Raw genomic sequence first — 13,058 nt, forward strand, 5'->3', positions numbered from 1 at the left:
GGTCCGAGCGGCCGGTGCTTCGGCGCCCCCGGCTGCCCGCATCCGGGCCCGGGTAGCCAGGATCCATGTCAAATGTCCCGCGTTGGGCCGTACTTGCCGCGGCGTGCGCCGCTGTCGTGGCCGCGGTCGGCGGCTGCTCCTCGGACTCCTCCAAGAGCGACGACGCCAAGAAGCAGGCGTCCGCCAAACCGTCGGGAGGCGCCTCGTCCGCAGCCACCCCGTCCGGAGGCGTCCCGTCCGGAGGCGTCCCGTCCGGCGCGTCATCCGGTACGCCGTCCGGTAAGCCGCCCTCCGGTTCCCCCGCTCCCGCCGACGGTTCGATACCCGCCGGTCCCGGGCCGCAGCCGTCCTACACCGTCCAGAAGCAGCCCGCCGCCGGCAGCTGCCACTACCGCTTCAGCCCGGCCAAGGAACCCCTCCCCGATCCCGCGTGCACCCCGGGCGCCACCAACCCGAAGGTCACCCAGGCCACGCTCCAGACGACGATCTGCCGCAGCGGCTACACCGCCGGCATCCGGCCGCCCACGAACATCACCAGCCGCGAGAAGACCGCCAACGCCGCCTCGTACGGCTACAAGGGGTCGCTGCGCGAGGCCGAGTACGACCACCTGATCAGCCTGCAGCTCGGGGGCGACCCCAACGACCCGCGCAACCTGTGGGTGGAGCCGCCCTCGCCCGGCCACCAGGACGGCAAGGGACCCAACAACCCCAAGGACGTGGTCGAGACCAAGCTCAAGAACGCCATCTGCAGCGGCAAGACGGACCTGGTCAAGGCCCAGCGGGCCATCGCGCGCGACTGGACGACGGCGCTGGACGCCGTCGGCGTCACGGACAAGGGGGCGAAGGGCGAGACGGCGGCCGACCCGGACGACAACGGCTGAGCGGGTCCGGGACCAACGGCTGAACGGGTCCGGGAGCAGCTGCTGAGCGGGGCCGGGACCAGCGGCCGGGCGGGCCCGGGGTTCAGGCGCCGGCGAGGCGGTCGGCGAGGGCGGTCAGGAGATCCACGACGCCTTCCGGCCCGTCCACCACGACATCGGCGCGGTCGGCGAGCTCGGCGACCTCGGAACTGCCGCTGCACACCAGCAGCCCCGGCAGCCCCTCGGAGCGCAGCTTCTCCACGGCGGCGAAGGCGGCGAGGTCGCCGAGGTCGTCGCCCGCGTAGAGGATCGAGCGCGCGCCGCTCTCGCGCACGTACGAGGTGAGGGCGGCGCCCTTGTCGACGCCCGGCGGGCGCAGCTCCAGCACCAGCCGGCCGGGCTCGACGATCAGCCCGTGCCGGTCGGCGAGCGCGTGCAGCGGCTCGCGCAGGGCGTCGAAGGCGTCCTGCGGATGGGGGGCCCGCCGGGTGTGCACGGCGACGGCGCGGCCCTTGTCCTCGATCCAGGTGCCCCGGCCGGCGCCCGAGCCGGCCAGGATCCCCGGCAGCTCCGTCCGGGCGGCCGCGACGCCGGGGGGCGGGGCGTCGGCGGTCACGGCGTTTGTCGCGGCGTCCCAGCGCTCGGCGCCGTAGTGCCCGAGGACCACGAGCCGCTCCAGGCCGGCGACCCCGGCGAAGCCGCCGTGGCGGACGGCGACGGCGGCCGGGCGGCCGGTGATCACGGCGACGGACCCGAGCCGCGGGGCGAGCCGGGCCAGCGCGGGCACGGCGCCGGGGTGGGCCCGGGCCTGCTCGGGGTCGGGGACGATCTCGGCGAGCGTCCCGTCGAAGTCGAGCGCGACGACCGCGCGTTGCGGGCCGGCCAGGAGGGCGGCGAGCCCGTCGCGGCCGGCGGGGGTGGAGGGGACGGGGAGGGAGTGGCTGCCCATGGGGCCGACCCTACTGAGCCGCGGGCTCAGAAACTAAGCACCCGCGCTTGGAATCCAAGCACCGATGCTCAGAAAGTAAGCGCTACCGGCGTTCGCGCCGGGCGTCGCGGATGCGTCGCAGCCGGTTCACGGTGACGGGGTCGTGGGCGAGGGCGCGCGGGTCGTCCAGGAGGGCACCCAGCAGCTGGTAGTAGCGGGTCGGGGTCATCCCCAGGCGTTCGCGCACGGCGCGCTCCTTGGCACCGGGCCCGGAGAAGGCCCGGCGTTCCAGGGCGAGCACGGCGAGGTCGAGCTCGGAGAGACCCCGCTCGGCGGAGTCCCCCGGCGCGGAATCCCCCTGCGGGGAGTCTTCCCCGCAGGGCCCGCCGTGCTGTTCGTCGCTCACGCCGCCCAGCCTACTTTCCGGCGCCGGCCAGCTCCGTGGCGTCGGCCTCGCGCTGGATCTCGCCGAGGACGCTCGCGGGGTCGCCGCCCTTGACGACCACCGAGCCGATCTTCTCCTTGAGGGCCTTGCTGACCTTCGCCCAGGAGGTCTTGTCGACCGGGTAGAAGACGGCGTTGTCGAGCTGCTCCAGGAACGGCTTCAGGTGCGCCTTGCCGCTGTCGGCGCGCATCTTGTCGGAGGCGCTGCTGGTCACCGGCAGCAGGTCGTACTGGTTGGTGAAGTTCAGGACGTTCTTGGTGCTGTAGACGAAGTCGAGGAAGAGGCCGGCCTGCTCGCGGTTGCCGCCCGCCTTGAACGCCATGATCCAGTCGGCGACGCCCATGGTCGCCTTGGCCTTGGCGGACTTGCCCGGGAGCGGGGCCAGCCCGTACTTGATGCCCGCGGCGTCGGCCTGCTTCATCAGCGTCGGGTGGCCGTTGAGCATGCCGACCTGGCCCTTGCAGAAGGCGTCGAAGATCTCCTGGCGGTTGGTGCGCGAGGGGTCGGCGGAGCCGGTGAGGCCCTTGCCGACGAGCTCGTCGCGCAGCCAGGTGAAGGTGGCGACGTTGTCGTCGGAGTTGATCGTGTACGTGCCGTCGTGGTCGGTGTAGCCGCTGCCGCCGCTGAGCATCCACAGCAGGGTCTCGGCGGGCGCCTCCTCGGGGCCGAGCGGCAGCCCGTACGGGATCTTGACCCCCGCGGTCTGGAGCTTCTTGGCCGCGGCCTGCAGCTCGTCCCAGCTCTCGGGGGCCTTGGCTATGCCGGCCTTGAGGAAGAGGGACTTGTTGTAGAAGAGCATGCGGGTGCTGGAGACGAAGGGCAGGCCGTACTGCACGCGGCCCACCTCGCCCGCGCGGGCGATCGAGGCGATGATGTCGGCCTGGGTGGGGATGGTCAGCAGCTGGTCGGCGCTGTAGAGCTTGCCGGAGGCGGCGAAGTCGGCGTACGCGCCGATCTGCGCGATGTCCGGGGCCTTGCCGGCCGCGACCATGTCGGCGACCTTCTTGTCGACCTCGGTCCAGCTGAGGACGGTGGCCTCGACCTTGATGCCCTTGTGCTGGGCCTCGAAGGCGCGGGCGAGGGCGTCCCAGTACTTCTGGGAGTTGTTCGCCGCCTTGTCACCGTAGTCGGCCGCGACCACGCGCAGCGTCTTGCTGCCCGAACCGCCGTCGCTGCCGCACGCCGTCAGTGCGGGCGCCAACGCCGCCGTGGCGGCACCTGCCGCCGTCAGACCCAAGAACCGCCGCCGCTGCACTACTGCTTCCCACCTTCGGGGTTTGTGTTGGAGACCGTGAGTTTCCCCCGCGGGCCACCATACGTTCCAGCCGGTTCCGGTTTCGCTTCGGTATCGCTCTTCCCGCGGCGGGCGAGGGCTGCTAAGCACGGGGATCACACGGAGATCACCGGTGTAAGGAGAAGAAAGCGCATGTCCGAGCCCTCTCTCACATCCCTGGAGATCACTGCGCAGCCCGGCTGCTGGCGACGGGCCGCGGAGGCCGCGGCGAGCGCGCCCGGCCTGCCGGCGCCGGGGGAACGGGTGGCCGTGACCGGCTGCGGCACGTCGTGGTTCATGGCGCAGGCGTACGCAGCGCTGCGGGAGGCGTCGGGGCAGGGGGAGACGGACGCGTTCCCGGCGTCGGAGTTCCCGGTGTCGCGGACGTACGACCGGCTGGTGGTGATCACGCGGTCGGGGACGACGACGGAGGTCCTCGGCCTGATCGAGGAGGTGCGCGAGCGCTGGGAGGTGCTCGCGCTGACCGCGGACGCGACGTCGCCGGTGGTGCGGGCGGCCGACGAGGCGGCGGTGCTGGCCTGGGCGGACGAGGAGTCGGTCGTCCAGACGCGGTTCGCGACGACGGCGCTGGCGTTCCTGCGGGCGGGCCTGGAGCGCACCGGCGGGCTGCCGGAGGGCGTGAAGCGGGTCGCGGAGGCGGCGTCGGACGCGGAGACGGCGGTGATCGAGCCGCTGCCGCGGGCGGTGCTGTCCGCGGAGCAGTGGACGTTCCTGGGCGGCGGCTGGGCGTACGGGCTCGCGCAGGAGGCGGCGCTGAAGATGCGCGAGGCGGCGGGGGCGTGGACGGAGTCGTACCCGGCCATGGAGTACCGCCACGGCCCGGTGTCGATCACGGGCCCGGGCCGCGCGGCCTGGATCCTGGGCGCCGCGCCGGCGGGCCTGGAGGCGGACGTCTCCCGCACGGGCGGCGTTCTGGTGTCGGACGGCCGGCGCCTGGACCCGATGGCGGACCTGATCCGCGCCCAGCGCCTGGCGGTGGCGGTGGCGGAGTCCCGGGGCCTGAACCCGGACACGCCGAAGGGGCTGACGCGGAGCGTGATCTTGAACGGTTAGGCGTTTCCGCCGGGCGGGCCTTCTCCTCCGCCGCGGTGGACGCATGGGGCGGGCACCCATCCGCCCGGCGCCCGTCTCCGCGACGGCGGGCACGCGCACCCGCCGGCTCTCTCGCCGGGGCCGGCCCGCTCCTCTCCGCCGCGGCGGCGCGCAACCACCCACGGACGCACCCGGCGGTGCCGAACCGACGTGAGGCCCGTTCGGCACCGCCGGCCATGCCCGTGGGGGTTGATCACCGCCGCGGCGGAACCATGGCGCGAGCGCCCACCCCCGCCCCCTCCGGAGACCCGCCCCTTCCCTCCGCCGCGACGGCGCGCAACCACCCCACACGACATCCGGCGGTGCCGACCCGACCCGAGGCACGGCACCGCCGACCACGCCCGTGAGGGCCGAGGGCCGCCGCCGCGGGCCAAGCCTCCCGTGACCCCGGCAGGCCGCCGCCCCGCGGCAACCGCCGGGAAACACCCACCCACGGGTGAGTGGACTAGACCTTTCGACCGCCGACACGCGACACTGTCCCCGTGAGACACGTCATCGCGCTCGACGTCGGCGGCACCGCCATCAAGGCCGCCCTGATCGGCCCGGACCACGAGCTGCTGCACGAAGCCCGCCGCCCCACGGGCCGCGAGCAGGGCCCGGAGGCCGTGGTGGCCGGGATCCTGGAGTTCGCCGCCGAGCTCGCGGCCACCGGCGAGGCCGCCTACGGCGAGCCCGCGGCGGCCGCGGGCCTCGCCGTGCCCGGCATCGTGGACGCCGCCGCCGGCACCGCCGTCTACGCCGCCAACCTCGGCTGGCGCGACGTCCCGCTGCGCGACCTGCTCGGCCGCCGCCTCGGAGGCACCCCCGTGGCCCTCGGCCACGACGTCCGCACGGGCGGCCTCGCCGAGGGCCGCCTCGGCGCCGGCGAGGGCGCGGACCGCTTCCTGTTCGTCGCCCTCGGCACCGGCATCGCCGGGGCCATCGGCATCGACGGCCGCATCGAGGCCGGCGCCCACGGCTGCGCGGGCGAGATCGGCCACATCGCCGTACGCCCCGGCCCGGCGGGCGAGCCGTGCGGCTGCGGAGGCCGCGGCTGCCTGGAGACGGTCGCCTCGGCCGCCGCGGTCAGCCGCGCCTGGGCGGAGGCGTCCGGCACCCCGGACGCCGACGCCGCCGACTGCGCCCGCGCCGTCGAAGCGGGAGACCCCCGCGCCCGCGCCGTCTGGCAGGAGGCCGTCGACGCCCTCGCCGACGGCCTCGTCATCGCCCACACCCTCCTCGACCCCCGCACGCTGATCGTCGGCGGGGGCCTCGCCGAGGCCGGCGAGACCCTCTTCGCGCCGCTGCGCGCGGCCGTCGCGGACCGCATGACGTTCCAGCAGCTCCCCCGCATCATCCCGGCCGCCCTCGGGGACGCCGCCGGCTGCCTGGGCGCGGGCCTGCTCGCCTGGGACCTGCTCACCACCCACCTCACGGAGGTTTCCGCCTGATGGTCGAACGAACGGTTCTCGCCGGCGCCCGCGTGGTGCTGCCGACCGGCGTGGTCGAGGACGGGCGGGTGACGGTCGAGGGCCGGCGGATCGCCGCGAACGCGAGCACGCGCGCAGACACGCACACGAACGGGAGCGGCGAGCGGGCTGCCACCGTCGACTTCTCCGGCAAGGGCTACTGGATCATCCCCGGCTTCGTGGACATGCACGTCCACGGCGGCGGTGGCGCGTCCTTCTCGGCGGGCGACCCCGAAGAGGCCCTCACCGCCATCCGCACGCACCGCGCGCACGGCACCACGACCATGGTCGCCTCCACCGTCACCGGCGACCTGGACGACCTCGCCCGGCAGGCGGCCGTCCTCTCCGAGCTGACCGAGCAGGGCGACCTGGCGGGCATCCACTTCGAGGGCCCGTTCATCTCCCCGCACCGCTGCGGCGCCCACCAGCCGGAGCTGCTGCGCGACCCGCACCCGGCGGACGTCCGCAAGCTGGTCGACGCGGCCCGCGGCGCGGCCCGCATGATGACGCTGGCCCCGGAGCTGGCGGGCGGCCTGGAGTCGGTCCGCCTGCTCGCCGACCACGGCGTGGTCGCGGCCGTGGGCCACACGGACTCCTCGTACGAGGCGACCCTGGACGCGATCGAGGCGGGCGCGACGGTCGCCACGCACCTCTTCAACGCGATGCCGTCGCTGATGCACCGCGCGCCCGGCCCGATCGCGGCCCTCCTGGAGGACGAGCGGGTCACCGTCGAGCTGATCAACGACGGCACGCACCTGCACCCCGCCGTCCTGGAGCTGGCCTTCGCCCGGGCCGGCGCGGACCGCGTCGCGTTCATCACCGACGCCATGGGCGCCGCCGGCATGAGCGACGGCATGTACCCGCTCGGCCCGATGAGCGTCGAGGTCAAGGACGGCGTGGCCCGCATCGCCGACGGCCCGACGGCGGGTTCGATCGCGGGCTCGACGCTCACGCTGGACACGGCCTTCAAGCGCGCGGTGACGATCGACGGACTGCCGGTGGGCGACGCCGTACGCGCCCTCTCCGCCACCCCCGCGCGGCTGCTGGGCGTGGCCGACCGGGCCGGCTCCCTGGAGCCCGGCAAGGACGCGGATCTGGTCGTTCTCGACGCCTCGTACGACCTGGTGGGCGTCATGCGCAAGGGCGACTGGGTGGTCCGGCCCGAAGTGAGCTGATTCCTCCCGCTCTTGACGCACGGTCGCACGCCGGCCGGAACAGCGGCGGCAGTCCCGAGGTCTGGGCCTGCCGCCGCTGTTTTGGCATGATCGCTCGCGGTCGACGGTCACGGTTCTTCGGTCAAGGGAGGGAAACGCCGGTGATCCTCACGGTCACGCTCAACGCAGCGCTCGATCTGACCTATCGCGTTCCGCGGCTGCAGCCGCACGCGTCGCACCACGTCACGACCGCCGCCGAACGGGCCGGCGGCAAGGGCGTCAACGTGGCCCGCGTCCTGGCCGCCCTCGGCCACACCACCGTGGTCACGGGCTTCGCCGGCGGCACGACGGGCGAGACCCTGCGCCGGCTCCTAGCGGAGACCGCCCCCCGCGACGGCGGGCGCATCACCGACCGCCTCGTCCCCATCATCGGCACCACCCGCCGCACCGTCGCCGTCGTGGACGCCTCCACCGGCGAGACCACCCAGCTCAACGAGGCCGGCCCCGACGTCACCGCCGAGGAGTGGGCCGCCTTCACGGACACCTACGCGCGCCTCCTGCGCGAGGCCCGCGCCGTCGCCCTGTGCGGCAGCCTCCCACCGGGCGTGCCGGTGGGGGCGTACGCCCATCTCGTACGGCAGGCGCGCGCCGCCCGCGTCCCCGTCCTGCTCGACACCAGCGGCGAACCGCTGCGCCGCGGCATCGCCGCCCGCCCCGACCTGGTCACCCCCAACACCGCCGAACTCGCCGCGCTCACCGGCTCCACGGAGCCCCTCCGCGCGGCCCTCGACGCCCGGCGCCGCGGCGCCCACGCCATCGCCGCGACCCTCGGCCCGGAAGGCGTCCTCGCCGTCACCCCCGACGGCACCTGGCGCGCGACCCCGCCCCGCCGCCTCACCGGCAACCCCACGGGCGCGGGCGACTCGGCCGCGGCCGGCCTCCTGTCGGCCTGGCTGGACGGCCTGCCCTGGCCGGACCGCCTGACCCGGGCGGTGGCCCTGGCCGCCGCCACGGTGAGGGCCCCCACGGCAGGCGAGTTCGACGCCGAGACGTACGAGGACGTGCTGCCGCGGGTGAAGGTGACAGCGGCGTGAGGACGCCCCCGGCGGAGGGCGCCGCGCGCCCTCGTGCCCGCCGCAGCGGCGACAAGCCCCCATGGCCTACGCGCGGCCCGGCGGTTCCTGACCGCCCGTAAGCCGTGGGACCACCGAGCGGAAAGGCAAGGCACATGCCCCTCGTACGCACCGCCGACCTCATCACGGAAGCCCGGGCCGAAGGCGCGGCCGTCTGCGCCTTCAACGTCATCACGGTCGAACACGCGGAAGCCATCGCCGCGGGCGCGGAATCGGCGAACCTCCCCGCCGTCCTGCAGATCTCGGAAAACGCGGTGAAATTCCACGGCGGACGCCTGGGCCCCATCGCGGCGGCGGCAGCGGCCGTCGCGACCGCCTCTTCGGCGCGCCTTTCCCTCCACCTGGACCACGTGGAGGACGAGGCGCTCCTGCGCCGGGCCCACACCCACGGCTTCACCTCCGTCATGTTCGACGCCTCGAAACTCCCTTACGGAGACAACGTCAAAGCGACGGCGGAAGCGGTCCGTTGGGGTCACGAACGCGATGTGTGGGTGGAGGCGGAACTGGGCCGCGTCGGCGGCAAAGCGGGCGACGCGCACACGCCGGGCGTACGGACGGACCCGGCCGAGGCCGCGGCCTACGTGGCGGACACGCGCGTCGACGCCCTGGCGGTGGCCGTGGGCAGCACGCATGCGATGACGGACCGTACGGCGACCCTGGACCACGCCCTGATCAGGGAACTCCACGAGGCGGTCCCCGTCCCCCTGGTCCTCCACGGCTCGTCAGGCGTCCCGGACGCGGAACTCCGCCGCGCGGTCGCGGCGGGAATGACGAAAATCAACGTGGGCACGGCCCTGAACAAGGCGTTCACGGGCGCGGTGCGGGCCTTTCTGGAGGCCCATCCCTCCACCACGGACCCGCGCAAGTACCTGAACCCTGCGCGGGCCGCCATGACGGAAACGGTGGCGGGTTTTCTCCGGACGGTGTCCGGAGGAGATTCCGGATGACGATCAGGCGCCGCCGGCCTGCAGCCAGACCTGGTCGATGTGCACGTCGCACTTGTTGCCGGGTTCGCAGGACATCTTGATGGTGTTCTTGCCGGGCTTGAGGGTGACCTGCGTCCAGGAGTTCACCCAGAAGTTCACCCACTCACCCGGCTTGGCGTTCCCGTAGTTCTTCATCTTTATCGGGAAGCCGGACTTGTCGCCGTTGGTGGTGACCGAGAGATCGTTGTCCGTACCCGGAACTCCATAGGTGGCGTACAGCCGGTAGTCGCCGCCGGAGGGGACCTCCACCTCCCACTCGATGCCGGAACCCACCTGGTTGATGCCTACGTACGCGCCGTTCTCGGCCTTGGCGCCCTGCACGTCGTGCGACGTGGTGGCGCTGCCGACCAGCCGCAGGCTCGACGCGTCCCGCTTGAGCTTCCCGGCTGCAGACGGATTGCTGGGTTCCTTCTTCTTCTCGGGGTCCTTGGACGGCTTCTTGTCCTCGCCGCCCTGCGGGTCCTTCTGCTCGCCCCCGCCGGCCGCCTGGTTGGTGCCGCCGTCGTCCGACGTGCCGCTGTTGGTCAGCATCGCCACGGTGATGCCGCCCGCCACCACCGCGACCACGGCTATCGCCGCGACCAGCAGGCCGGTCCGCTTCGGGCGGGAGCCGCCGTGGCCGCCGCCGTGGCCCGGGGCCGCCGGCTGGCGGGGGACGCCGCCGGGCAGGGTCTCCGGGGCGGCGTAGTGCGGCGCGGGCTGCTGGGCGTGCGGGGGCTGCGGCTGGCGCGGGCCGTACTGGCGCGAACCGACCGTCCGTACCTGGTTGTACGAAGTGCGGGGAACACCCGGCTGCGGCGCGGCCGGTGCGCTGTCGTTGGACCCGCCGCCCTCCGAGCGGTACAGGTGCGCGAACGGGTCTTCGCTCTCCGGCGTACCCGTGCCGTTATTACCGGCCGTCATCCCCTGTCACTCCCAACCCATGGGCCCATCGCCCACTGGCCAAATCTTTGCGTTCGATTTCACGGTAGGCGGCGGTGCCGCGTTTCGGCGAAGACTACCGCGACGCGGCGACACCTCGCGGTGGGCTGCCCCGGCCTGACCTCAGCCCGCCCGCCGTCCTGCCTTGGCGCGCGACCGCTTTTCGACGTACATCCGCTGGTCGGCGGAGTGCAGCACCTCGTCGGCGGACATTCCGCAGCCCGCCCAGCCGATGCCGAAACTCGCGCCTACCCGGACCGCCCGCCCGTCAACCCTGATCGGCGGAAGGATCGCGCTGCGCAGCCGGACGGCGAGGTCCTCCGCGTCCGCCTGGGCGAGGCCGTCGGCCAGGACCACGAACTCGTCGCCGCCGAGGCGGGCGACGGTGTCGCCCTCGCGGACGCCGTTGCTGAGGCGGCGGGCGACCTCTATGAGGACGGCGTCGCCGGTGTGGTGGCCGAAGCGGTCGTTGATGGCCTTGAAGCCGTCGAGGTCGCAGAAGAGGACGGCCAGGCCTTTGGTCCCGTCGTCGGGCTCGTCCTCGGCCGGCGCTATGGCGTGCACATGCCCGGGGTAGGCGCCGTCGTGCGTGCCGCAGCCGAACTCGTCCGGGGCGTAGTCGGGCCCGCAGTCCGGCGCGTGGTCCGGGCCGCCCTCGGAGCCGAAGCCGTGGACGTAGGAGCCCTCCTGCCCGTACGCGGCGGGGCCCGCCGGGCCCTCGACGCCCTCGACCTCCGCGAAGCCGTCGAGACAGCCGTAGGGGGCCGCCACGGCGGCCGCGTGCGGCTCGCTGCCCGGGGCCCGGCCGCACAGCCGGCTGCTGAGCCGGGCGCGGAGCTCGGCGCTGTTGGGCAGGCCGGTGAGCGAGTCGTGGCTGGCGCGGTGGGCCAGCTGCAGCTCGTGCCGCTTGCGCTCCTCGATGTCCTCGACGTGGGTGAGCAGGAAGCGCGGTCCGTCGGCCGCGTCGGCCACCACCGAATTGCGCAGCGAGACCCACACGTACGTGCCGTCGCGGCGCGCGAGCCGCAGCTCGGCCCGGCCGCCCTCGGCGGAGGTGCGCAGGAGGGTGCCGATGTCCTCGGGGTGGACGAGGTCGGAGAACGAATAGCGGCGCATCTGGGACGCGGAGCGGCCGAGGAGGCGGCACAGGGCGTCGTTGGTGCGGTGCAGGCGGCCGTGCTGATCGCCGCCCATCTCGGCGATGGCCATGCCGCTGGGCGCGTACTCGAAGGCCTGGCGGAAGCTTTCCTCACTGGCGCGCAGGGCCTGCTGCTCGCGTTCCAGGCGGACGAGGGCGCGCTGCATGTTGGCCCGCAGGCGGGCGTTGCTGATCGCGATGGCGGCCTGGAAGGCGTACATCTGCAGGGCCTCGCGGCCCCAGGCACCGGGCCGGCGGCCGTTGCGCGGCTTGTCGACGGATATGACGCCGAGGAGCTCGCCGCCCGCCGCCCCCGCGGTGTACATGGGCGCGAAGAGGCGGTCCATGGGGTGCCATTCGTCCGGGAAGCGGGGGGCGGGGCCGGCGGTGTGCCACTGGGGCACGTCGTCGTTGTCGAGGACCCAGCCCTCCGTGTACGGGATGAAGCGCAGCGAGCCCCACTGGTCGGCCATGGCGAGCCGGCGCTCCCACGAGACGCGCGAGCCGACCCGCCCGGCCATCAGCGCTTCGGCGCCGGCGCTGCCGGCGACGGCGGCCACGACGAGGTCACCGTCGGGCCGTACGAGATTGACGGCCGAGAGCTCGTACCCGAGCCCGGTGACGATGCCGTCCGCGACGGTCTGCAAGGTGTCCGCGAGACTTCGCGCCGTGTTCAGATCGGCCACCACCTGATGCAGCCCGCGCAACGTGGCCAGGCGGACATACGGCTCCGACTCGGTCTCCATCTTCGCTCTCCCCCGAGACCTCGACAGCAACTCCAGGCTTCTTGTCGTCCGTTTACCACGGCCACTGAATCACAGCGAGCTGACCACTCGGTACACAGGGTCAACAATTACGGCCCTCTGTGACTCATGTCACAATGCGTGATGAGGTCCCGCTACTGGCGGCACAAGAAGCTCTTATGCTTCGTGAACGCAAATCCGGAACCGTACGGACACTCATCCGGACGCCTTCCCGAACCCATACGAACAACTTCCGGAAGGGTTCCGGCACCCTTTCGACCTAGGACCCGACTGGTCCTGCAGCCCGATGCGGGGGTGCCGTGGGCGGGCTAGCGTGCACAGCGTGTTGCAGACGACTCAGCCCTACGAGACCGCCATACCCCATCCTGAAGGGGTGAGCGCCGATGAGTTCCGTGCCGCCCTCGCCCGCCTCGCCGCCGGCGTGGTGCTGGTGACCGCGCACGACCCGGAGCACGGTCCGCGCGGCGAGGACGTCGGAATGACGGCGACCGCTTTCCTCTCGGTATCGCTCGACCCCCCGCTCGTCATGGTGAGCGTTCGCAACGATTCCCGTATGGACGACCTTCTGGAGCGGCAGCCGCTGTGGGCGGTGTCCGTCCTCTCCGAAAGCCAGCGGCACGTCGCCGGGCGCTTCGCGATGAAGGGAAGGATCAGCGACCGGCTCCTCTTCGAGGACATCCCCCACGCGCCGGGGACGGCCACCGGGGCGCCCGTCGTGCGGGGCGCGCTGTCGGCGCTGGAGTGCCGGACGGAGCAGCGGGTGCCGGCCGGCGATCACACGCTGGTGATCGGGAGGGTGCTGACGGCAACGGCGCCGAGCACGGAGAGCGGGCCGCTGATGTACTTCAAGGGGAAGTACCGGCAGCTGGGGTGATCCGGCGCGAGGAGCGGGTGA

The 13,058-nt window shown here is 73.5% G+C and carries 12 protein-coding genes; 7 read left to right on the forward strand and 5 right to left on the reverse strand.

The window, feature by feature from the left end:
- Positions 1 to 65: 65 nt before the first annotated feature.
- Positions 66 to 881 (forward strand): hypothetical protein, encoded by an 816-nt coding sequence (locus ACOTKD_RS16505; protein ID WP_424889695.1) that lies wholly within the window; start codon positions 66 to 68, stop codon positions 879 to 881.
- An 82-nt stretch (positions 882 to 963) separates the two neighbouring features.
- Here the strand turns inward: ACOTKD_RS16505 and otsB are convergent, their stop codons facing one another.
- The 3 genes from otsB to ACOTKD_RS16520 all read right to left on the reverse strand — a co-directional run bounded on the left by otsB (position 964) and on the right by ACOTKD_RS16520 (position 3,488).
- On the reverse strand, positions 964 to 1,809 hold the full coding sequence (gene otsB / locus ACOTKD_RS16510; RefSeq protein ID WP_424889696.1) for a trehalose-phosphatase: 846 nt from the start codon (positions 1,807 to 1,809) through the stop codon (positions 964 to 966).
- A gap of 82 nt (positions 1,810 to 1,891) precedes the next feature.
- Positions 1,892 to 2,194: a DUF3263 domain-containing protein gene (locus ACOTKD_RS16515; protein ID WP_424889697.1), complete on the reverse strand. Its 303-nt coding sequence runs from the start codon at positions 2,192 to 2,194 to the stop codon at positions 1,892 to 1,894.
- Between the two features lie 10 nt (positions 2,195 to 2,204).
- Positions 2,205 to 3,488, reverse strand: a complete 1,284-nt coding sequence (locus tag ACOTKD_RS16520) for an ABC transporter substrate-binding protein (protein WP_424889698.1) — start codon at positions 3,486 to 3,488, stop codon at positions 2,205 to 2,207.
- A 171-nt stretch (positions 3,489 to 3,659) separates the two neighbouring features.
- On the opposite strand from ACOTKD_RS16520, the gene ACOTKD_RS16525 reads away from it, so the two are divergent.
- The 5 genes from ACOTKD_RS16525 (at position 3,660) to ACOTKD_RS16545 (ending at position 9,301) form a co-directional block, all read left to right on the forward strand.
- Positions 3,660 to 4,580 (forward strand): SIS domain-containing protein, encoded by a 921-nt coding sequence (locus tag ACOTKD_RS16525; protein ID WP_424889699.1) that lies wholly within the window; start codon positions 3,660 to 3,662, stop codon positions 4,578 to 4,580.
- A 521-nt stretch (positions 4,581 to 5,101) separates the two neighbouring features.
- Positions 5,102 to 6,049, forward strand: coding sequence for an ROK family protein (locus ACOTKD_RS16530; protein WP_424889700.1), 948 nt, complete (start codon positions 5,102 to 5,104; stop codon positions 6,047 to 6,049).
- Positions 6,049 to 7,242 (forward strand): N-acetylglucosamine-6-phosphate deacetylase, encoded by a 1,194-nt coding sequence (gene nagA, locus ACOTKD_RS16535; RefSeq protein WP_424889701.1) that lies wholly within the window; start codon positions 6,049 to 6,051, stop codon positions 7,240 to 7,242. Before ACOTKD_RS16530 ends, nagA begins: the two co-directional genes overlap by 1 nt.
- 140 nt (positions 7,243 to 7,382) lie before the next feature.
- Complete coding sequence (locus ACOTKD_RS16540; RefSeq protein ID WP_424889702.1) at positions 7,383 to 8,315, forward strand: 1-phosphofructokinase family hexose kinase; 933 nt, start codon at positions 7,383 to 7,385, stop codon at positions 8,313 to 8,315.
- A 134-nt stretch (positions 8,316 to 8,449) separates the two neighbouring features.
- Positions 8,450 to 9,301 (forward strand): class II fructose-bisphosphate aldolase, encoded by an 852-nt coding sequence (locus ACOTKD_RS16545; protein ID WP_424889703.1) that lies wholly within the window; start codon positions 8,450 to 8,452, stop codon positions 9,299 to 9,301.
- 3 nt (positions 9,302 to 9,304) lie between these two features.
- Here ACOTKD_RS16545 and ACOTKD_RS16550 read toward each other — a convergent pair whose 3' ends face one another.
- Positions 9,305 to 10,243 carry a carbohydrate-binding protein gene (locus ACOTKD_RS16550; protein WP_424889704.1) on the reverse strand — a complete coding sequence of 313 codons (939 nt, stop codon included), beginning with the start codon at positions 10,241 to 10,243 and terminating at the stop codon, positions 9,305 to 9,307.
- 141 nt (positions 10,244 to 10,384) lie between these two features.
- Complete coding sequence (gene cdgB, locus ACOTKD_RS16555) at positions 10,385 to 12,145, reverse strand: diguanylate cyclase CdgB (protein ID WP_424889705.1); 1,761 nt, start codon at positions 12,143 to 12,145, stop codon at positions 10,385 to 10,387.
- 340 nt (positions 12,146 to 12,485) lie between these two features.
- Between cdgB and ACOTKD_RS16560 the strand changes: the two genes are divergently transcribed.
- Positions 12,486 to 13,037 (forward strand): flavin reductase family protein, encoded by a 552-nt coding sequence (locus ACOTKD_RS16560; RefSeq protein WP_424889706.1) that lies wholly within the window; start codon positions 12,486 to 12,488, stop codon positions 13,035 to 13,037.
- The last annotated feature ends 21 nt before the right edge of the window (positions 13,038 to 13,058 follow it).

This window comes from Streptomyces sp. XH2, assembly GCF_049725035.1.
GTDB classification, from domain to species: domain Bacteria; phylum Actinomycetota; class Actinomycetes; order Streptomycetales; family Streptomycetaceae; genus Streptomyces; species Streptomyces roseoverticillatus.